11 protein-coding genes are annotated in these 21,742 nt (G+C 41.1%); 2 read left to right on the top strand and 9 right to left on the bottom strand.

Annotated features, from left to right (window positions below):
- Positions 1-204 precede the first annotated feature (204 nt).
- Positions 205-1,164 carry a methionyl-tRNA formyltransferase gene (gene fmt / locus AXW61_RS02605; protein ID WP_062032123.1) on the top strand — a complete coding sequence of 320 codons (960 nt, stop codon included), beginning with the start codon at positions 205-207 and terminating at the stop codon, positions 1,162-1,164.
- Positions 1,164-2,468 (top strand): 16S rRNA (cytosine(967)-C(5))-methyltransferase RsmB, encoded by a 1,305-nt coding sequence (gene rsmB / locus AXW61_RS02600; protein ID WP_004691874.1) that lies wholly within the window; start codon positions 1,164-1,166, stop codon positions 2,466-2,468. Before fmt ends, rsmB begins: the two co-directional genes overlap by 1 nt.
- 157 nt (positions 2,469-2,625) lie before the next feature.
- On the opposite strand, the gene AXW61_RS02595 is transcribed toward rsmB, so the two are convergent.
- The 9 genes from AXW61_RS02595 to AXW61_RS02560 all read right to left on the bottom strand — a co-directional run bounded on the left by AXW61_RS02595 (position 2,626) and on the right by AXW61_RS02560 (position 21,298).
- The gene (locus tag AXW61_RS02595) at positions 2,626-5,577 is read right to left on the bottom strand and encodes a hypothetical protein (RefSeq protein ID WP_062032121.1); all 2,952 of its coding nucleotides are present in this window, start codon (positions 5,575-5,577) and stop codon (positions 2,626-2,628) included.
- Complete coding sequence (locus AXW61_RS02590) at positions 5,574-6,257, bottom strand: hypothetical protein (RefSeq protein ID WP_062032118.1); 684 nt, start codon at positions 6,255-6,257, stop codon at positions 5,574-5,576. Before AXW61_RS02590 ends, AXW61_RS02595 begins: the two co-directional genes overlap by 4 nt.
- 1 nt (position 6,258) lies before the next feature.
- The gene (locus tag AXW61_RS02585; RefSeq protein ID WP_062032116.1) at positions 6,259-12,282 is read right to left on the bottom strand and encodes an SdrD B-like domain-containing protein; all 6,024 of its coding nucleotides are present in this window, start codon (positions 12,280-12,282) and stop codon (positions 6,259-6,261) included.
- Positions 12,283-12,361: 79 nt separating this feature from the next.
- A complete protein-coding gene (locus tag AXW61_RS02580) occupies positions 12,362-15,145 on the bottom strand; it encodes a DUF11 domain-containing protein (protein WP_062032113.1) in 2,784 nt (927 codons plus the stop codon).
- 37 nt (positions 15,146-15,182) lie between these two features.
- Positions 15,183-15,653: a hypothetical protein gene (locus tag AXW61_RS02575; protein ID WP_240487427.1), complete on the bottom strand. Its 471-nt coding sequence runs from the start codon at positions 15,651-15,653 to the stop codon at positions 15,183-15,185.
- Between the two features lie 988 nt (positions 15,654-16,641).
- Positions 16,642-16,785, bottom strand: a complete 144-nt coding sequence (locus tag AXW61_RS17065) for a methionine/alanine import family NSS transporter small subunit (protein ID WP_004978448.1) — start codon at positions 16,783-16,785, stop codon at positions 16,642-16,644.
- A gap of 10 nt (positions 16,786-16,795) precedes the next feature.
- Positions 16,796-18,274 carry a sodium-dependent transporter gene (locus AXW61_RS02570; protein ID WP_004691884.1) on the bottom strand — a complete coding sequence of 493 codons (1,479 nt, stop codon included), beginning with the start codon at positions 18,272-18,274 and terminating at the stop codon, positions 16,796-16,798.
- 961 nt (positions 18,275-19,235) lie between these two features.
- Positions 19,236-19,796 (bottom strand): DUF4256 domain-containing protein, encoded by a 561-nt coding sequence (locus AXW61_RS02565; RefSeq protein ID WP_205630080.1) that lies wholly within the window; start codon positions 19,794-19,796, stop codon positions 19,236-19,238.
- Between the two features lie 143 nt (positions 19,797-19,939).
- Complete coding sequence (locus AXW61_RS02560; protein ID WP_062032107.1) at positions 19,940-21,298, bottom strand: MFS transporter; 1,359 nt, start codon at positions 21,296-21,298, stop codon at positions 19,940-19,942.
- Positions 21,299-21,742 lie beyond the last annotated feature (444 nt).

Raw genomic sequence — 21,742 nt, 5'->3', positions numbered from 1 at the left:
CAGGTAGGACATTTGATTTGTAGCGTTATTTTCATACCTCTATTTTATCAAAAGCCATATTGTTTTTTTCAGCATACTTTTTGAAACACCGCCCGCATATCATCTAGTTAGAACTACTCTATCGGCTTTTTATGCAGGATAAATCTGTAGCTGCTCGAGTTTTGCTATAATTGTTTTAATCTTCTCCTTTTTTCCGAGTATTTCTTGAAAATCATCTTTGCAGGCACGCCCGAATTTGCGGCTGTGGCATTAGACGCTCTCCTAAAAACAGAACATGAAATTGTAGCCGTCTATACGCAACCTGACCGTAAAGCAGGTCGTGGGCAGAAACTTACCGCTTCAGCCGTGAAGCAGTTAGCTTTAACGCATGATATTCCTGTGTATCAACCGCTGCATTTTAAGTCCTCAACTGAAGAAGGTCTGGCTGCTCAAGCTGAACTCAAGGCCTTAAATGCTGATGTGATGGTGGTGGCTGCTTATGGCCTTATTTTGCCGCAAGTGGTTTTGGATACGCCTAAATATGGCTGTTTGAACATTCACGGTTCACTGTTGCCCCGCTGGCGGGGTGCAGCGCCTATTCAACGCGCAATTTCTACTGGAGATACCGAAACTGGGGTCACCATTATGAAAATGGCCGCAGGCTTAGATACGGGCGATATGATGTATAAAACCTACTGCCCGATTGAAGCTACAGATACCTCTGCAAGTTTGCATGACAAATTGGCACTCCAAGGGGCTGAAGCGACGGTCAAAGTTTTAGCCTCTGAAAGCACATTACAACACTATTTAGACAACCGTGAAGTGCAAGATGAAGCTCTGACAGTCTATGCACACAAACTCTCTAAAGCCGAAGCACAAATTGATTGGAATTCAACAGCGGTGCAAATCGACCGTAATATTCGCGCATTTAACCCATGGCCTGTCGCATTTATCGCACTGGATGAAAGCAATAATCTGCGCGTTTGGGGCTCGATGTTGTCTCAAGAAAATGCCCAAGCTCAAGCTGCAGGGACCATTTTAGCCATCGATAAACAAGGTGTTCATGTCGCTTGTGGCGATGAACACGCGGTGTGTTTAAGCTCTCTGCAATGGCCGGGTGGTAAACCCCTAAATGCCGTACAAATTTTACAAACCCAAAAACTGAATATTGGACAAATTTTATAATGAAACAATCTCCCCACGCCTCAGGTAAGACTCTAAACTTACGTGCTCAGGTTGTTAAAACGTTATTGGCTGTCCAAAATGGTCAATCACTGGCATCGGTACTTCAGCAACACATGGCAATTGTGTCTGACAAAGACCGTGCCTTGTACCATGAATTAGTTCTTGGCTGTTTACGCCAATGGCATGCGCTTAAACAAGTGACTTTACCGTTGTTGACTAAGCCACTGGAAAACCAAGTCGTTGAAACCTGTTTATATGTGGGTTTATACCAATTGCTGTGTACCCGCGTTGCAGCACATGCCGCGATTTCTGAAACGGTAGAAGCAGCCAAACAATTGGGTATGGAAAGCTTAAGTGGTGTGGTGAATGCTATTTTGCGCCGTGCAACACGTGAAACGGAACAGTTCTACGATGTTCTAGAACAAGCCTCGAATCTGCCAAGTTGGTTATCCAAACGTTTGAAAAAGGACTGGGGCGAGCAACTGGCTGAAATCAGCTATGAGCTGAAACAAGTTGCACCCTTAACCTTAAGAGTAAACACCTTACAAGTCAGTCGTGACGAATATCTGGAAATTTTAGAAGATGAAGGCATTGAAGCCCATGCCTGTGAACTTTCAAATGTCGGCATTGTGCTGGATGACAGTCTGCATATCCCAAGCCTACCAGGTTTTGAAGTAGGTGGTTTTTCAGTACAAGATGAACATGCGCAACTCTGTGCAACCTTGTTGCCAGACTTAAATGGCAAATTCGTAATTGATGCCTGTGCAGCACCTGGCGGCAAGACAGCGCATATTTTAGAGATGTATCAGCCGAAAAAACTGATTGCACTCGACCAAGATGAAAAGCGCTTAAAACGTGTCTCTGAAAACTTAGAGCGTTTGGCTTTAAATGAAAAGTATGTCGACATTATCACTGCCGATGCGGTGAAGTGGACATCACCTGAACTTGCAGATTGTATCGTTCTCGATGCACCCTGTTCTGCCATTGGGGTAATCCGTCGCCATCCCGATATTCGTTTACTGCGTCAGTCGGGCGATATTGCTAAAACAGTACAGCTGCAAAAGCAAATTCTTGAAAATATGTGGCAACAACTCAAAGTCGGCGGCACATTGCTATACATCACCTGCTCGATTTTGAAAGCCGAAAATGAACAGCAAATGGTCGACTTCTTTGCTGAACATACGGATGCGAAAGAAATTAAAATTGATGCCGATTGGGGTGTTGAGCAGATTCATGGTCGCCAACTACTCCCACAAGTAGGGCGTGGCGATGGTTTTTATTATTGTCGCATTGAAAAGATTTAAAAATAAAAGGAGCTGAAAGGCTCCTTTTTTCATGGATGGAGATTAGAAAATAAATCTTGATGACACCTGTTACAAAAACCGAAAATTAAACATCCATAAAAAACCGAGTGAATTTTACTCAGTTTTTTATTTAAAATTGAGGTCAGATTACAAGACCCTATGGCTGCAGACGAATTCCAAAATACAGACTCTTTTGCTGATTCGGTAATAACTCTGTGAAAATAGTTGAGACACTTTTACCTTGAGGGGTAACTTTTTCTCCAGACTCTTTCATAGGGAGGACATTATTCGAATTCCAAGGGGTGGTGTATGCTGGGTACATATCGCTAACTTCAACATTGGTTAAAGGATACTCCCCCATATTTTTCACCAGAATACGGTAGACAATACAATCATTACGACCAATTTGCGTGCTTCCAATTTGATACGCTGCATTCACCACTTGTAAAGCAGACATATCCGTACATCCCGTCTGTTTGAACTGCGTTTTATGTAAGGTGATTTGATTAATGCCAATCGTGACCAAATCTTTGTTTGAGATTGGGTTTAAACTCAAACTTTGATTGGTATTGTCTGGTGTCGCAATCAACTCGACTTGACTCGTCATACCATTTACAGCACTGGTCGGTGCTTCCACTTTGACCAAAATTGCTTTTTGTTCACCCACTTGTAACTGATAACGATCCGAATCTTTCACCATCACATCACCCCCATCTAAAAGACCATCACCATTTTGGTCAATAAATAAAGTGTATAAAAATCCATCATTCGGTTTTAGCAGATTAACACTGAGCTTAATGCCACTTTCAGTCACACGGCCCTGATTGATTAAGCGATGTGCAAAGACAAAAGTTCCGCCTGTCCGGATCTGTGCTTGCTGATCATTCACTAAAATTAATTGACGTTGTTGCGCCTGCAGCGAACTGACCGCATCTAAAATGACATCACCAAAACCCGTTTGTACCGATTCAATGGCAAACCAAATGTTGGTGCTAGTACTTGCTGAAGGTAATACGCTTACCACAGCACAAACCTGAGCTGTAGTTTTGGCTGAAATATTAAGTTGGCTAATACTCTGCCCTGTCATTCCAGCTTTACATTGCTCAGTGGTTAATGGATAAAACTCAACTCTAAGCCCTGAGGTAAAAGGGTTAATGCCACTTTGTACTAAAATTGAATAATCGGTGTTATTTAATGTCGGCTCAACGGATGTTCTAGATGCATATAACTTATAGTCTTGTGCAAAAGCACTGTCATTTTGAAGATTTAAAGGAAAATAAACTTTCGCCGTGCTGTCTGCTGACTTGATGAGTAAAGCAGCACCTGTTCGTCCACCTTGCGCAATATTAAAAATGCCTACGCCTGTTTCTGTCGTAGGCGCATTCGCTTTGTTATTGGACAAATCACTCTTGCCGATAATCGGCTTTTGAACTGTCGAGATATTATTGCTTGGCTCAAAGTCAGACATCACTGTGGTTTCAATGGTGGCTGTATTTACCGTCTGCCCATTGGTTGATGTGTCCGTATCTGTCACCTGTAGGTTCTTAATGGTGAATCGATACTTGGCCTTAGCTGGAATATCACCAAGGCTCAGCCCCGTACCCGCAGTATTGGAGAAGAGTGCTGTGAGTGCGTTGGCATCCGTCCACTGCGTTGGACATGCTTTACTGGTCCCATCTGTTAAGTCTTCACACATCAAAGTGGTCTGATTACTGCCAGTGGTTGTTATACGTTGTAAATTTTTAAAACTATCGCGTAACAACACACTATCGGCTTGAACGGTAGTTTTATTTTCAACATCTAACGTATAAGAAACCAAACGATCTTTAATGGTCTGTGAATCGCTGGTCAGCGCTTTCACCACCGAAAGGTCAACGTCATCTTCTTGAATGTTTAAGTCAAATTTGACATCTGCCTGACTATTGCCACAAGAGCTCAAAGATGTGGCTATGGCTTTACTCGTAGGATCCAGAGCAAAAGAAAAAGGAACCGTGATATCAGCATTGACGGTGGTATTGCCTAAAATACCAATCACCAAACCGTTGACTTGTACGCCTTTGGTATAGTCCAAAGCACTATTGTAAACAGGCGTATAGTTAAAGGTAATGGAGGTGTTTTGGTTAGATTTACTTAAACCATCTGTACTGCCAAGCTCAACTAAAGCCGTCCCATCCTGTTTGTATAATTTATAATTAACGCCATAAACCGCTTTAACACCACTATAGTTAGGAGGATAGTCAACTTTAAAGTTCAGTGTAGGCATATCATCTTGGCTTAAGATTTGCCCGACAATATTAAAAGGCACAGCTTGTGTTTTTCCTGAAGTATTATCATTTCCTTCATAATATTTATTCGAGCTTGCACTGAACTCAACTGCAGGTTTTAAACCAATTTTAATCTCATCTAAGAAATTACCTTCAGTTGAACCATTCGTTGCCTCAAAAATAAAAGAATACACACCACCTGTCGTAGGAATTCCCCCTCGTACTGTTTCTGCTGTATTCCCGACACTGACACTCTTCCAGCGTGTACTCATTGTTGTTTGCGAGCTAGTTCGGGTAACAGTATCGGAAACAATCGTCTGAAGGCTACTAATTGAACTTCCAGTAATTGTACCAATATGAAATTTCAACGACTCTGCAGTATTTAAATTTCGACCAGCATGTTTAAATGACCAAGTAAATTGTTCTCCACCAAATAAACAAACATTTTGGTAGAGAGCAGAGATTGCATCAGCATTTAATTCAGCATATTGGTCATTAGAAGTATTAGGAAGTGCTGCTGCACCTGCCGCTCTCCATATTTCAATTAATCGACCAGCTTGATTCCATGTCCCCGCAGCTCTTATAGGGTGTGTCGTTCTCCAACCAGGAACTTCGGCCTCAGTTAAGAATACATTTGTTTGTGAAGTGTTTGTATTTCCAGCCAGTTTTGCTCCTGATGAAGAATACCCTCTGATATCAGGCTGACTAAAGTTAAGGTTTACAAAGCTTCGTTGAATTGAAACCTCTCCAGATGAGGCAGCAACATCAGCTGCAGCTACGGTTTTCAAAGTAGAAGTCACACATAGTGAAGCAAGCAAAACACGAGTGAAATAATGCTTTTTCATTTTTGATTTCCTTCACTGCTGCGGCTACTCGGAACTTGAATTTGAGCGGTATTTAAAAGTGGCCAATATTGTGCATTTACGCCCTGACAGCCGTGTCCATTCAGTTGCACCAAGGTGGGTAGGTCAAACGCATCAGAGGTCATCACCACATAAGGCAACTGCTGTTGGACTTGAAAAATCGTACGCTCCGCTGCTTGAAAGTGCTCGCGAGCATGACGCCAACCCAGTTCACAGTATTCAACTGCTGCCCACACGAGAGTAACCTCGGCTTGCGCCAAACGCTCTGGGGCAACAAGGATCGCACCCTGCCTCTTTAGATACTCTAGCTGAACCCAAAGATCACGACGCATGACCTGTGCCATACTTAAAACAGGGGTGGTGAGAGATAATTGAGTAGGCTGATTGAATCCATCCACTAAAATTTGAGCCTGCTGAAGTGCTTCCTGCCCTGCACTGCTTAGTCCTTGTACTGAAATTTCACTCTTCGCATAGCTCAACCACATTTTGGCTTTATAGGCATGATAGCGAAGTAATGGATCTGTCCCATGCAACTCAGCCTCGACCTGCTGAGCCAATTGTTGAACATGTGGGACTGAGTTGATTGATTGTTCTGCCATCGCACTCGATAGGCCATTGAACATGAACAAACCAACGACGATACCCTTCAAGGTCTTTGGCATCTTATCGCCCTCCTTGAGGTTCTAGAGCAGGGTTCATCATGCCATTACGGCGACCAAACAGGTCTTCATCAAATTTAAATCTAAAGCGTAAATATGCACCTTCACCTGTTGAGCTGGTATTGGCGAGCTCAGCATCTTGATAGCCCATAAAATTATAGCCAGCAGATACCCAAAGATTCGTTGCCAATAAATATCCAACCTCAACACCTGCTAAATAACGAGTTCCAGCGCCTTGATTCGCCCACAATGCCCCAGTTTGTAGACTCATATCCCAGCGTTCATTCAGGTCGTAAATCATACGACCACTGAGTAACTGCGTTAGAGTATCACTTTCGACATTATGTTCATCAAAAACTGACCACTTCGCCGCGTACTGTCCCGACCATGTGAGCTGACGATTAGGGTGATAGTTCACATGCGTCGATGTAACATAGGCCTCACGTTTAAATGCAGCTTCTAAATCTGTTTCGTTATTTTCATAAAAATATTCAACTTTAGATAAAACGTCTAATTTATTTTGATCAAAGTCACGCCATGCCAAACCCAATTGGAAACGGTTACGTAAATGATCGCCCTGATCTACACCTTTGTTATCAATAAAGTTCAGGGTATTTTTAGTCAAAAAAGTTACATCATTCGAGAGCTTACGTGCATAACCTATAGTATTGATCAAGGTATCCGAATCATCTGAACGACGTCCTTCTAAACGTGTCGTTGCTTTCCAGTTTTCATTGGCTAAATATTCAATCCCCAGACTTGCAGCATTGGAATCGCTATTATTCTCAGTATCGGCAGATAAGCTCTTAATTTTCTCAAAGCTACCACTCAAATAAACTTTTGGTTGTACTTCCCAACGGTTTTTTAAACCAATCGCAGCTTCAGCCTCACGATTACTCAAGCCATCTGCAACACGATATTCACTAAAAACTGAACCATCTTTCATATAGTTACTGCTGATACCCACCACAGTACTATTGGTTTCTTCAGTACTATTCATCGAGTAAAGACCATCTATCGAAGAAATCAATTCATGATGTGCATAGAGTTCTGTATTTGCAGCAACTTGGACACGACCACCCAACGTCAGGACTTTCTTGTCCGCATCAGATAAGTCTTGCTCATACTCGGTAAATACACTTGCCCCTTTCCAAGGCAATTGCCCTGTAAATTTAATACGAGCTGTAGTGCCGTTATAGGCATCAGTATGATCAGTGGCAAGTGTTGCACCAGCTTGGCTTTCATCATAAAGACGAATACCCAACTCCACAGCAAGCAATTTAAAAAAGTTGCGTTCTAAGCTCGCAGATAATCCTGTGCGCACGCCTTGGTTCACCTGATCTTCCGTGCGAATCGCCTCAAGCCGTGCTAAACCGACGTGCGCAACCTGTGATGTCGCCTTAATTCCACTCTCCATGCGACCTGCGCTGATGGTTGCCGCATCATTTTGAAAACCACGATCAGCTTGCTGATGATAGGCACGTAAATTATTGGTTCCCTTTGAATATTCAAATTCAATTCGTACTGCATTGCCCTGCTGTTCAGCCAAAGAATCGGTTTGTCCTATTTGTGTCACTTGATCATCAGCAGAACTGGTATTTTCTGATTGCGCCACTTCAGCAATGAGCTTGCCATATTCCCCGACCTTCAAGACCGCGTTCACACTTGAAATCTGTTCTTTTTGCAGCGGATCATTACTCTGTACAAAAGCCCCCCCTATTTTTAAATGGCTTGGAAATACATAACTGAAGCTTAAGCCTGCAACTTCATATTCTTCACCAATTTCATCAGCTTCAACCGTAATACGGATATAGTTCGGATTTAAGTCACTATCGACACTCGCCACTGCTTCTTTTAAATAGATACTATTACTATAGGTATCAATTTCATAATCCACAAAACGCGTTAATACTTGTCGATTGATAATCAGACCCGGATTGTTACGGTCTCGTGTCAAGACTTCAACTTTTTCACTATTTTCTAAAATCAGAGCATTTGAAATCGCACCTAAACTATAGGGCCCTGTAATCCCCATAGCACGGTTTTCTGTCACCACTTGGCGTGATTTGGTTTGAGCACCAAAAGCGGACACTTGGAATTTGTCCCCTTCATGCCCTAATTTGACACCTGTCAATGAACGGTTATATTGGCCTAAAGAAAGACCTTCATCTCGTTCAGTACGCGTGACATAGTCACCATACATAGCATAAGAGCGGCCTTTGTCTAAACGAACATACAACTTACTGGTCGACTGAGCATCAAAGCCTTTGGATGCAGCATCACCATAAACTGGATAGTATTCATCCGGCTGAATATCACGAAATAAACGCTGCTTTGAACTCTTGTCTGAATCATAAGCAAGCGTCAGTAAATAATCCCCTTTGACTTTACCTTTTAAGTAAACAGCGGCACGCCCATTAACAGTGGTGTCATCTCCCAAATCTGCAATTTCTTTCAGTTCATCTTCAAAGCCGTCATTGCTCGTCACACTATGCAATTTTTCACGGTCAAAATGATTAAAATTGATGCTGCCTTCAATTAAACCTACTGCAATCAGTGGACGTAAATCTGCCGTAAATTGAATATCAATTTCTTGTTGAATTAAACCGCTACTGACCATTAAAGTGCCACGTCCTGGCATATTTGGCGCGAGTATTGGGATAATCAACTCACCATTTTCAATAAACGTTTGCAGCCCCGCTTCATTTGGGTTGGCATCCGCTAAATCAATCACACCTATATCACTTGCAATAGTGATCGGAGTTCGGGTCAGAACAGAAACACCCTGTTCATCTTTGATCTTTACCGCAATACTTAAGACATCTTGACCATTCGCTACAGCTGCTGCAATTGGTTGTTGTAACTCTAAATGATGTGCTTGTCCCGGTACAATGACTTGTAAAGTTTGAGCTTCACGGACATTTCCCATCAGATCTAGCTGTTCAACTAAGAGGGTATTGGAGCCTGTTTCTAAAGGTACACCGACATATTCCAAACCTTGCTTTTGCTGCTCCGCCAATATCGCACGCTTACCAATATGTTTGTCATCAATGATTTTTCCATTCACTGACAGACGTTGTGTTGCACCCGCAGTGCCTTGTAACTGAATGGTGGTTTGATTGAACTTCAGCAATTGCCCTTCATTCAAGTTTAAAATACGTAAAGCATTGCTATCTGCACGGCGTAAATATTCTTCTAAACTCACCACTCCCATCGGTTGAATTGGTTCTAAACTTAAGTCTTGTGATTTAGGCTTAGTCACAGATCCATTTTTACCGAGTAAGCAGTCTTGTTCACCCTCTGTAGCCAAACAGCCCGTTATCTGATCGGAACGTGTACTTTTTTCAATAAAAGTTGGCGCATCAATCGATAACTGTTTATTAATGGCCTTTTCAAGATTGAAATTACCTTGATTCACCTTGTCTTGACGCTGTTTGACTGCATCAAGTAGTGGTGCAGAACATTGCTCTGCATCATTGGCAATCGCAAAATCCGCACGATGTAATTCGCCACGTTTTACATCAACAAAACGGCTCGATGGATCTCCCGCGTTTCGATTAGACTGGATAATAACTTCAGCACCAGCAGGTAAGGTCGTGCGGTCTAATTTTAAAACGTGAGTCTTCGGCGATACACCATAAAAATCGTACTTACCTTCTCGATCCGTAATGATATAACTGCCATCTTCCATAAAGAGACGAATACCCGGCACCCCCAACTCACCCTGATCTTGCATGCCGTTGCGGTTACAGTCGGTATAGACCTTCCCCACTACAAATGCATCAGAGCTAAAAACACCCGTCTTGACTTTGACTTTTGCTTGCGCTTCATTTGAACTTAGACCATAAGCATCCACCGCTTTCGCACGATTGATGCCGTCACCATTTAAAGCATTCGGCCCAATTTGAACACGGTACTCAATTTTCGTGCTCTTATTCACTGCTAAGTCACCCAAACCTAAGCTCAGGTACGGTCCTTTTCCACCTTTAGGATCAGCCACAGGTTGACCATTAACACGCATTGTATTAGCGACATAGCTAAACCCACGAGGCAAAGTATCTTGCAACTGTACGTCCGCAGCAACGACGTCGCCTTGATTCGTCACCGTAATGCTATAGTTAGTAAAATCGCCCAATTCAACCGAAGAGTCTCGCGCAGTCTTTTGAACCATCAACCCCGATGTTGAAAGTAAGGGATCAATTGGAATATCGATACTGAGTGCAGGACTATTTTCTGTCAGGGTGAAAGTCCCCCCGTACGACCATTCTGCGTGGACATCCTTGCCATTAAAGGAATCAATCGGATAAACAACTTGGTCGCTGGCAAAAGTATATTGTTGTCCTGAAATAGTCGACGTATCGACTAAAAGTTTATAACTGCCGCCCTTTACCAATGGTGAAACAAATTCACCCGATGCAGAGGTTACTTGTTGCGTTGGAAATGGTTTTAATTCACCTGTATTGCGGTCAATTTCAAACGCTTCATTCTCTGCTACAGGCCTTCCAAATTCATTGACCAGCGTAACTGTTGCACCTGCAACAGGCTTTCCTGTTTTTGCATCAAAAACGATCCCATAAGGATCTATTGAAACCTGAGTTTCAACATTATCCAGCTTTAAAGTTGATGCTCCATTTGCATCTAGGCAGTCCGTTAAACGGATCTTCGCTTGATCACGTTTTACGGTTTGTAAAATTTGATCAGCTAAGTTTTTATTTGTACTTTCTTCCGTTGCCAAATCAAACTGAAAAATACCTGTATTTTCACCACTTTCAACGGCATTGATATAAACCACATCACCCGTTAATCGTGAGCTAATTTGCACGCGAACTTGATCACTTATGAAACGGTTGGCATTACAAATCGCGGCATTGGTTTTAATATAAAGCGGCTCATTCACTTTGCCCGTGTAAAGGCTGTGCGAAAAATCCGAAGTGGTACTTTCAATGATGGACTGCCCCAAAATTTGGGTTTTCACTTGATTTGAAAGTGTTTTCTTATGGGTAATATTCGACAAACCATGTAAAACATAAGCTTCATTTAAAAGTGTGGTATAGCTTAAGTTAGGGTTGGTTTTAACTGTTAAACGTATCGTACTTTTTTGTTGTGACTTAAAACTATCGGTAAACCCGACAACTGCATAACCCACCTTAGTTTTATCGGCAGGTAAACCACGCGTATATTCACCTTCTGCTAAACGATATAAAAGTTGAGCATTTTGGTTTTTTTCAAGGACCTCTACACTTTCAAAAACCGTATTGGCTGGAAGAGGATCTTCAACAATCACCAAAGATTCAGTTTGACCATCAACTTGTACTTGTGTTGGTAATACAGGTAAAAGCGCAGCATTCGATACATTTAAAGTGTACTGAATGGTCTGAGCCTGCTGATTACTTTGTAAAATGGTTTGATCAACTGATTTTTCTATTTTTAATTTAGGCTGAATGACCTGTGCAGGATTCTTCGCGACATCCTGAACCTCAGGTTGTTCACGCATATGTGCCGTTAATGGCAAATCAACAAATGCCTGATCAGCTGTTTGTGTCGACGTATCCGCCACAATCCATAAGTGGACATTTTGATTAGGCTGTAACAGTAGACCATTGGTGATGAGGATTTCTGAAACATCAAAAACACCATCATCATTGGCATCTAAATACACTTTGATATTAGATAAATCAGCATTCGGAAGCGTTGTAAAATCAATCCAAGCTTCTGTATTACTCAGGTTCGCAAGTGAGTTTAACCAAATCACCTTTGACCCAGCTTCGACCTGTTTTAAAGTATCCGCATGTAACTGTAAGCCATAAAACTCACTTACAGTGACGTTGACAGGGTTGGATTGGGTTTTTAGCAGGAGTTGTCCACCATTTTCATCACTGATGGAATATGATGCATAAGCAATGTTTTGAATGATTTCACCAGCCATCGGCATTGCTGCATAGCTTTGCTGTACACACAACAAAGCAGAAGCCAACGCCGAATATGATAGTGCATCCATTTTAAATGATGTCGTTTTTTTTACTGACATAACCCCAAACCCACAAAAAATACAGCAAAAAAACCGCTTCCCTTTTTAAAAAGAAACTAAAGGAAGCGGTTTATTTAAATTATTGGTCGACTTTTACGCCAAACTCCAATGTTGCTGATGCTGATGGTGTAAGCGTACCCACCGTATATTTCACTTCTTTACTTGTTGTTGTTGGCGCTGTAGTCGCCGTAGTCGCTGGCTTAATCGAACCCGATAAATAAGTGGTATAACTTGGCACCATATCGGAAATCACAACAGCTGTTGCATTCACATTACCATCATTACTCGCTGTCACACGGTAATAAACGCACTCCCCCGGTTTCGCAGAAACATTCGTTGCGTCAAAACCAGTGGTTGGTGCAGTCGTACAACTTCCTAATGCTTGAGTTTTTAACAAACGAACTTGTCCCAAGTTAATGGTCGTTAAGTCAGTCACTGAAACATTCGCTGGCTTGTCGGTGCCTGTTGGCTTAAAGGTTACGACTGTGGTATCCGTTACACCAGCTGTTGCAATTGCAGGCGCTTCAACTTTAACAATGATCTGGATGGACTCGTTTTGAGATAAACCGTCAGCACCGTTAGTCCCTTTAAGCAAGTTATTCAATGATACATTCATCGCATCCGCATCTGCACCTGTGATGAGCTCAGCGGTATCGGCTTTACCATTTTTATTCAAATCCACATAAACAGAGGTATTTGCACCTGATAAGGTAGAAGACCAATCAATTTCAAGCGGATACTTCGAACTTACACCTTCGATCACGTTTCCAGAGTTTGTTAAAACATGGACGTATTCAACTGTACCACCTGGTGCAACTTGACCTTGACGATCAGGCGTAAAGCTTAGGCCACGCTTCTCTGCGACCTTGACTTCATAGGTAATATTATCTGCCGTACCTGTAGATGGTGATTCAATATTCATCTGAATATTTTTAGTGTCACCTGCTGGTGTACCTGCTGGCGGTGTTACCGTTACGCAGAAACTTTTTGCCGCACCAGCTGCGATGTTGCCAGAGTTTGTCACTTTAGTCGTGGTACAGTTACCACTGCCATCTTTTTCAAAGATTTCTACTGTCCAACCCGCAGGCACATTTGGTACAGTAATAATGTAGTTATCTGCAACATTACCCGTGTTTTTAATGGTCGCATCAAAAGTCACTGGAACCGCTGGTGGTGTGGTTTTACTTTCAACAGGGGTTGTAGTTCCCGCGCCAATACCTTTCTCTGTCGTAGAATTCAGTTTATAGACCAAATCCACTGAGTTACCAATCAAAGGACCAGTAGATAACTTTAAAGTATCTTTCTTTGAGTTCGTAATAGAGGCACTTGCTAAAATAAATGAATACCCTACAGTATGCGCAGATGAGCTTGGCAACGTCACGCGTACAACAAATTGTGCTTTTTCACCAGGTTGGATTGGGCCTGTATCTACAACACCATCCCCATTGGTATCAGTCGCTGGTGTTGCCCCATCCGCTTTTAAAATTTCAACGATGGTTCCTGCTGGCAAAACAGCAGTACCAGGAAATGCGTCTAATGCGTCTAATGCAGCTAATGCATCACGATCAACCGTTAGGTTATACGTATCTACACGGTCACCACTGTTGTGCACCACAACTTTATTACCATCTGTTGTGCTTTGACCAAACACGACAGGTACACCAACTTTTGAATTTGCTAATTGAATTTTGTCGTCACCACTGCCCGCAGCAGTTTCCTTATCAGCAAAAGCACTAGCAGCAGTATCGTTTAATGCACCTTTATAGGTTCCAACCACAGGTACTTTCGATTCATTCGAAGGCGTAGTTCCTGTTGGTGTGATTGTTGGCGGTGTCGTTGGCACATCTGTAATGGCATACAACGAACCATCATCTTTACCGTTTGGATCGACATATGCCGTGTTATTCACACTATTCAATGCTGAAGATTGAACTGCAACTTTAAACTTCAATGTACCCGTGGTATTGGCCGCTAAACTCGCAATATTAAATAAGAAACGCTTATTGGTCAGATCATATTGATAAGTATCAGCAGCGTCATTACCATCAGTTAAAGCTGTCGCACTGCCGCTGTATCTCGCAGAACCACCAACATAAGTCACATTGGCTGGCAAAATATCGAAGATTGCAACATTAGTTGCTGCGGCATTACCTGTGTTTTTAAAGGTTAAAGTATATTCAATTTCCTCGCCCACTTTTGCAGTACTAATACTCGCGGCTTTGGTAATCGTCACCACGGCACCACTGGTAATGGTGACCGTATCCGTATTATTAATTGAACTTGTACTATATAGGTTTGTTTTAGACGCTGTTGCTGTCAATTGGAGCTTATCAAACTGACCTGTTATTGCCGTATTTGGTGCTGTTGCTACCACGACTAAGCCAACATCTTCACCAGCTTGTAATTCAATCGTTTTGCCTGGCGCATTTAAATTCACTGCGTCATCAGGTACGCCATCTTTATTCTTGTCGATATAAACAGCGAACTTATCTGAGGCGAAGTCAAAAGTATTCGAGCCAGAAGCATGGTTATCCAAATCTGCAAGTGAAATGGTAAATGTATCGGTACCATTACCTGTATTGGTCAAAATATGCGACATGGTGGCTTGACCATTCGGCACAGTCGTTACTGAACGATCTTGAACCAAGGTAAAACTACCCACTTGTGCGACAACAGTTTTAACTTCATTTGAGGTAACAGTACGTGTTGTCCCAGTATTATCTGTATACGATGCAGTCGCAACGTTACTAATATTGGTTCCAGCAACAGGTGTTGCAGCCATTGTTTGGCTACTCACAAACACCACCCCACCCATCACTGCAAGTGATGCAGCAATTTTACTTAATTGAAAGTTATGTTTCATAAAAGAATCCATAAAAGCGATTGATTTGAAGCGAAAATTATTCAGCCGCGTTTACACGTACTTGTGCTGCAACGGTGATTTTTTGTTTAGGTTTTAATTCATCGACCTGCCACTGCAAGGCGCGGTATTCACTCAAAGGCACATTCACTTTTTTCCCGTTTTCAACACGGGTTAATGGGGCTTTTGCAAAATGGACACCGTCTGTAGAAGCATAGGTATTTTTCGGCGTATTTTTTCCGGTGTAGCTAACATAAGCAGGAAGTGGCAAATTCAACTTCAAGGCTTTCAAGCTACTGGTGGATTGATTGCTATACGTCACCTGATACTCAAGTACCTGATTCGGTTTAACTTGATCGGTGGTTTTCAACTCTTTCTGGGTATTTTTATCAACATTAACTTGAAAAACTTTCATCTGTGCAGATAAAGGGTTTTCATTTGCATATACCATGGGCGGTATGCCCATCGCCAATACAAGTGTTGTAAGCCAACCAAAATTTTTATTTTTCATCACTACCTCAATTACACTGAGTATCAAATGTTGTACACAAAGACAACAAACTGGAATTAAAATACCAATTTTGGTGACACGTGTCACACTATTTTTTAATTTTTGTTGGTTGGTTTGCAGTTACTCAAATTTACAGTTTTTTTACACAAAATCAACATTATGGTAAAAATAGCGCAATATGAACATAAAACAAGCAAAATATTGAGCGTAAGGTAAGACGACTCATAGGTGATGGCCTACAAATATACAAAGCGAGAAATCTATTAGAATAATTAAACAATGAACAAGAAAAAATGATTAAAACTATAAAATTCAAATATTTAACTAGATACAATCTGCATTAAAAAATGCTTTGAACATGCTCAAATATATATCTATAAACACTAAAAATAGCATCCTTTTTAAACTTCTAATGCAGTCGATGAAAAGATGATTAAAGTGATACAAATCACATTTTAGTTATCCGTGGTTCAGCCTAAAATCATCAGTTTTGAACTGATTGAGTAAGCTCACGACAACCATCGAACTGAAAAATTCATTTCTTCGACAGAAAAATTATCAATATAAACATATGATATAAAAAACATTATAAATAGGCTTCCAAACTGCAGCTTGTATAGATACTTTATTTACTCGCTAAATTTGGGCAGTTCGAAGCCCAAAAACGATACATTTAAGCAATCTCCAAGAAAATATGACTCTTCGGTCTAAATAATGTTGTTTGAATATCGAAATATCTCAGGATCGATCAATTTTTATGATGAATAATGCTCAGTATAGTAATGATCATGTAGTGACCATAAACAATAAGGCGCTCTTAACCATTCATACTTCTTCTAAAAAAGCGTGATAAGCCTTCTTGGTTGAAGCTGTCTCATTCTTACTTAAACCTGTTAAAAGTCCATAAAAAAACCGAGTGACATTCACTCGGTTTTTTATCATTCACTGATTACAAATGAAATCAATGAATTGCCTTTTTCATCCAGTATTACAACGTATGCTGGTCTTTCACTTCTTCAAGAACCTCATCGAGTTCTTCAGGGTTTTTCATCAAGTGCAGAATAGACAATACAAGTCCACCCCAAACAAACAACATTGAAATCACCATCATTATGATTGCTGAAGTATTCATTCTTTTTCTCCTAGCGATCTTTAACTTTGCTGAGTACGATTGCGACGACGGCACAGAAAATCACACTGCCCCAACCAAATAGCCCTTGCAGACTCATGCTATAGGTATCGTAACCATTTTTCACCAAATTAAATAACGTCATACTCAACGTCGTTAATAACACGAGTGAAGTAATCACGGTCAAGGTAAATGCCCAACCCTTACCGAGTTGAATCGTGGAAATACGGTTTACGTGATCACGCAACTCAATCAATGCTGAACGCTTAAACCAAGTAATACAAAGAATAGAAACAAGCGCGCCACCCACAATGCCAATGTTATTGATAAAGTGATCCACGATATCCACCAGTTTAATCGCATTCACACTTGAGAATAAGATCACTGAAACCAGTGCACTACCACCACCGATAATGGTAACTGCTTTTTTACGGCTCCATTTTAACTTATCCTGCATCGCTGCAATCGGCACTTCCAAGATACTGACCATGGAAGAAATACCTGCAACAAATAATGAGGAGAAGAACAATAGACCGAATAAATCAGCACCTGCACCAAGACTTGAAATGATTTTCGGGAAAGCAATAAATGCCAGACCGATACCACCACTCACCACATCTTGAACTTCTTTGCCTGCGGCATGCGCCATAAAGCCCAATGCAGCAAAAATACCAATACCCGCCAAGATTTCAGTTGAAGCATTGGCAAAACCAACGATTAAACCTGAGCCTGTCAAATTGGTCTTTGGCTTTAAGTAAGATGCATAAGTCACCATAATCCCGAAACCCACAGAAAGCGAGAAGAAGGTATGACCATACGCCGCCAACCACACTTTATAGTCCATCATCGCAGACCAGTTCGGTGTAAAGAATGCATTTAAGCCTTCTGCTGCACCTGGTAAACGAAGTGATTGCACCACTAAAATGGTAAATAAAACGAACAATAAAGGCATGAAAATCTTATTTGATAATTCAACACCTTTTTTAACCCCACCAAACAGAATAATTAAGGTCAGTGCCCAAATTCCTACGATTGGCCAAAATAAATGGCTTACAAACTGTAAATCGAAACCTGTTGCTTTCGAAGTTTGTAAGTAGGTATTAAAGAAGAAACTTTCAGGGTCACTGCCCCAAGTCTGACCAATCGAGAAGTAAACATAGCTTCCCGCCCACGTCAGTACGCTGGCATAGTACAAACCAATGATGATACACACACAGACTTGCCACCAACCCAGCGTTTCACCGCCTTTAAACAAAGCCCGATAGGCTTTAGGTGGTGACCCAGAACTACGGTGTCCCGTTGCATAATCTAAAAATAACAGAGGTAAACCAGCGGTAATTAACGCCAATAAATAAGGAATAAGAAAGGCACCGCCACCATTTTCATAAGCAACATAAGGGAAACGCCAAATATTACCTAAACCTACAGCCGAACCTACAGCTGCAATAATAAAACCAGATCGTGATGTCCAGTTTTCACGAGTTCCTGACATAAAACACCTAAACCTAGGTCCCTTTTAATTGCTTTTTATTTGGTTATCTCGCAACAAAAAAGAACCATTTAATATTAATCTTGAGTGTTTGATTTAGCTTCGACCTTTTGGGTGCAAGGTTCTAAATGACAAACAGAGGAGTTTTCACAAAACCTTGGTTAAAGTGTGTCGATTAAACTTCCCTTTTATATGGTTCAACAATACTCACTTTTATAAAAATATTCTGTAATTTCTGCTTCAAATATTCCATTTTTATAATGTGTGCTGATTCAACCGTTCAATTAATCAGCTTATTTATTGTACAAAATTAGTTATAAATTAACAAACTTTTTGGAATGATTTGTTGCATCTATTTCCATGCATAAAATTTGAAGATCCTACATCGATACTCAGCCTACTGAAAAATCAATCTAAAGGATGCTAAAGCTATCAATCTCCTGCACAAAACATTACTTTTCACATTTTTATTCAAATATTCACTCCATCTGGAAAGATTGATCATCTTTCTGATGAACATCACATGCATGCATACAACTTTTTAATATTGTTCCGTACTTACAGTGCAGTCGTATTTAAAACTGCGCGATACCAGTGATGCTCTATATTTAAAAGAGAAACCACCAAAGCCAGTCATTGCGTAGAACATCATCAGTTTCACTAGATCAATCCAGCATTCATCAGACTATTTAAAAGATGCTGATCTAAAGCACTAAGCAAAAATTATAAGCCATTCACTTTTGTCAGCTTAGGCTTACAAATAGCGTAGTTAAAATGCTGTATGAACAACAGCCACCGCCATGTATATTTAAATCATCAGGAAACAGGACGTTTCCCAAACTTAAAACAACAATAATCAGTTTGAGCATCAGGATGTGAGATATGACAGGAGTTGTATCTAAGTACTGAAATACAAAGAAACCTCGACAGGATGTCGGGGTTTCTTTTTATCTCTATTCCACAATTAAAGCTGAATATAAGTCCGAAAGCCTCGACTCGCATAGTATGAAGCAGCGCCATTATGATAGGTAAACGTACGACCATAGCGCTGATCACAAAAAATTGCCCCGCCTTGCTGGCGTAATTCGGCTGGAGTTTCAACCCAACTGGATGTTTTCAAGTCAAAATTAAAGATCTGCTGTAAGGCATAATACTGTTGTTCCGTCACTAAGCTTAAGCCATACGCCTGTACCCAATCGAGCACTGTATTTTCAGGCGGATGATCCTTGCGACTCAATAGTGCCTCTCGGTCATAACACATGCTCCGTCGCCCCTTCGGTGACTCAATTGAACAATCAAAAAAATACACATCTTGTATATTCGGCAAAACCACGACATCAGGCTCACCACCACTTATTTCCATTTGTTGTAACGCATATAGTTTTTCAGGAGACTGCAAAAGTTTTTCTCGGACAAATGCCCAACTAATTTGCATATGACGTTCAGTGTACTGCTGAAAACGCTGTTCTAAGATGTTGAATAAACGTTCACTTTGCTCAGGTTCGAGCTTTTTCTGCTGCTTAATCATTGTTATTGTGCTGCCCTATTTAAAGCTGCCTTTAGCATAGCACTCTCCGTCAAACACGACCAAATACCATCCAACGGTACACCGATTTTGCAAAAATAAAGGCCCTCACAACGAGAGCCTTTTATTTGTTTGGGATTTGATTAAGAAGATGCTTTGATTGAACTTGAAACTTTCACCTGAGTTTTAACTGCTTCTTCAGCACTATTTAAACGGATAAAAGAAACTGCTATCGCAGCAAGCACCGCAGGAATCGCCACAGCAATAAAATTCAACTTATGTGGTAATTCCATGCCCAACAATACACCAATCACAATTGGACCCACGATTGCACCCACACGGCCAATCCCTGATGCCCAACCCAACCCAGTTGAACGAACAGCCAATGGATAATATTGCGCCACATAACTATATAGCAAAATACTACAACCGATCGAAGCAGCTCCTGCAAGTGCAACCAATAAATAAATTACAGGTTGTGGTGAATTAAAGCCTAAACCCACCAGTGCAAATGCCCCGACAGTCAACATGCTAATAATGACAGGTTTCAAGTGGAAACGATCCGCGAGCACACCACCACCAGCAGTGCCAATCACCGCACCAATGTTCAAGGAAAGGAGGAACATTAAACTGCTGCCCATCGAATAACCAGCAGCCATCATCAGTTTTGGTAACCAGCTTCCTAAGGCATAAACCATCAATAAGCACATGAAGAAGCAGCACCAAAATAAAACTGTACCCATACCACGACCATTTTTAAACAAGGCAGCGACAGATGCATCAGGGACTTTAGCTTCGTTCAGCACTAGAACAGTATCTGAAGTTACAATCTCTTCAGGTACCAGACGTTGAATAATGCTGCGTGCCTTTTCTGTTTGCTGGTCTTTCACTAAAAAAGTGACTGATTCAGGTAAAAATTTCCATAAAATCGGAATAAACAGTAATGGAATACCAGCAATGAAAAACATGATCTTCCAGCCAAATGTTGGCGTAAATGCAACACCTAGTAGTGCTGCCATAATCCCACCCATTGCATAGCCACTAAACATCGCGGTCACCAAAGTACTACGAAACTTCTGCGGCGCATATTCCGAAGTTAAAGCGACCAAGTTCGGTAATACACCACCAATTCCAAGACCCGCGATAAAGCGTAAAATACCAAATTCAGTCGGGTTTGAAGCAAAGCCGCCCGCAAAAGTGAACCCACTGAACAACGTAACACAGATAATAATGACTTTCTTACGGCCAATTTTATCCGCCAGCATCCCAAATAGCATTGCACCAAACATCATGCCTGCTAGGGCAGTACTGGCTAGCATTCCTGCTTGAACAGCCGTCATACCCCACTCTTTCATTAAAAGCGGTAAAGCCACACCGTTAATTGCTAAATCATAACCGTCAAACAAGACGACGAATAAGCACCACAAAACAACCGTTAAATGAAAAGGCTTAAACTTAGCCTGATCGATTACAGCATTTACATTCATTGTTGTCGCTGTCATTTTTCCCTCACCTCCAATTGTGAGCTTTTTTATAAAAAGTGAATCCAAATTCACTTTTAAATAAAATGAATCATAATTCAGTTTTTGTCTATAAATAAAACAATTGAATCAGCTTTTTTGGGGAAAATTAGACTAAAGTTGTATAAAAATGACGTAAAATAATTTGCACCACATCAAATTCTTTGATAAATGGTAGATATTTCACATAATTTTAATTTATATAAATGCATTTTTGTATAATTTATCGGCGTCTTCTCGGCTCTGACTCTCTTCTTTCCCACTTAATATTTCGCTTTTCTTTATTATTTAACCTTTTCGCACATAAAAAAATCCCCCTCAGCGATTAGCGGAGGGGGATTTAGAATTAATGAGCTGGCGATGACTTACTCTCACATGGATAACTCCACACTACCATCAGCGCTAAGAGGTTTCACTTCTGAGTTC

The organism is Acinetobacter sp. BMW17 (genome assembly GCF_001592855.1).
GTDB classification, from domain to species: Bacteria; Pseudomonadota; Gammaproteobacteria; order Pseudomonadales; family Moraxellaceae; genus Acinetobacter; species Acinetobacter johnsonii.
Note: the sequence above shows the minus strand (reverse complement) of the source record. Positions and strands in the feature narration are given on the sequence as shown.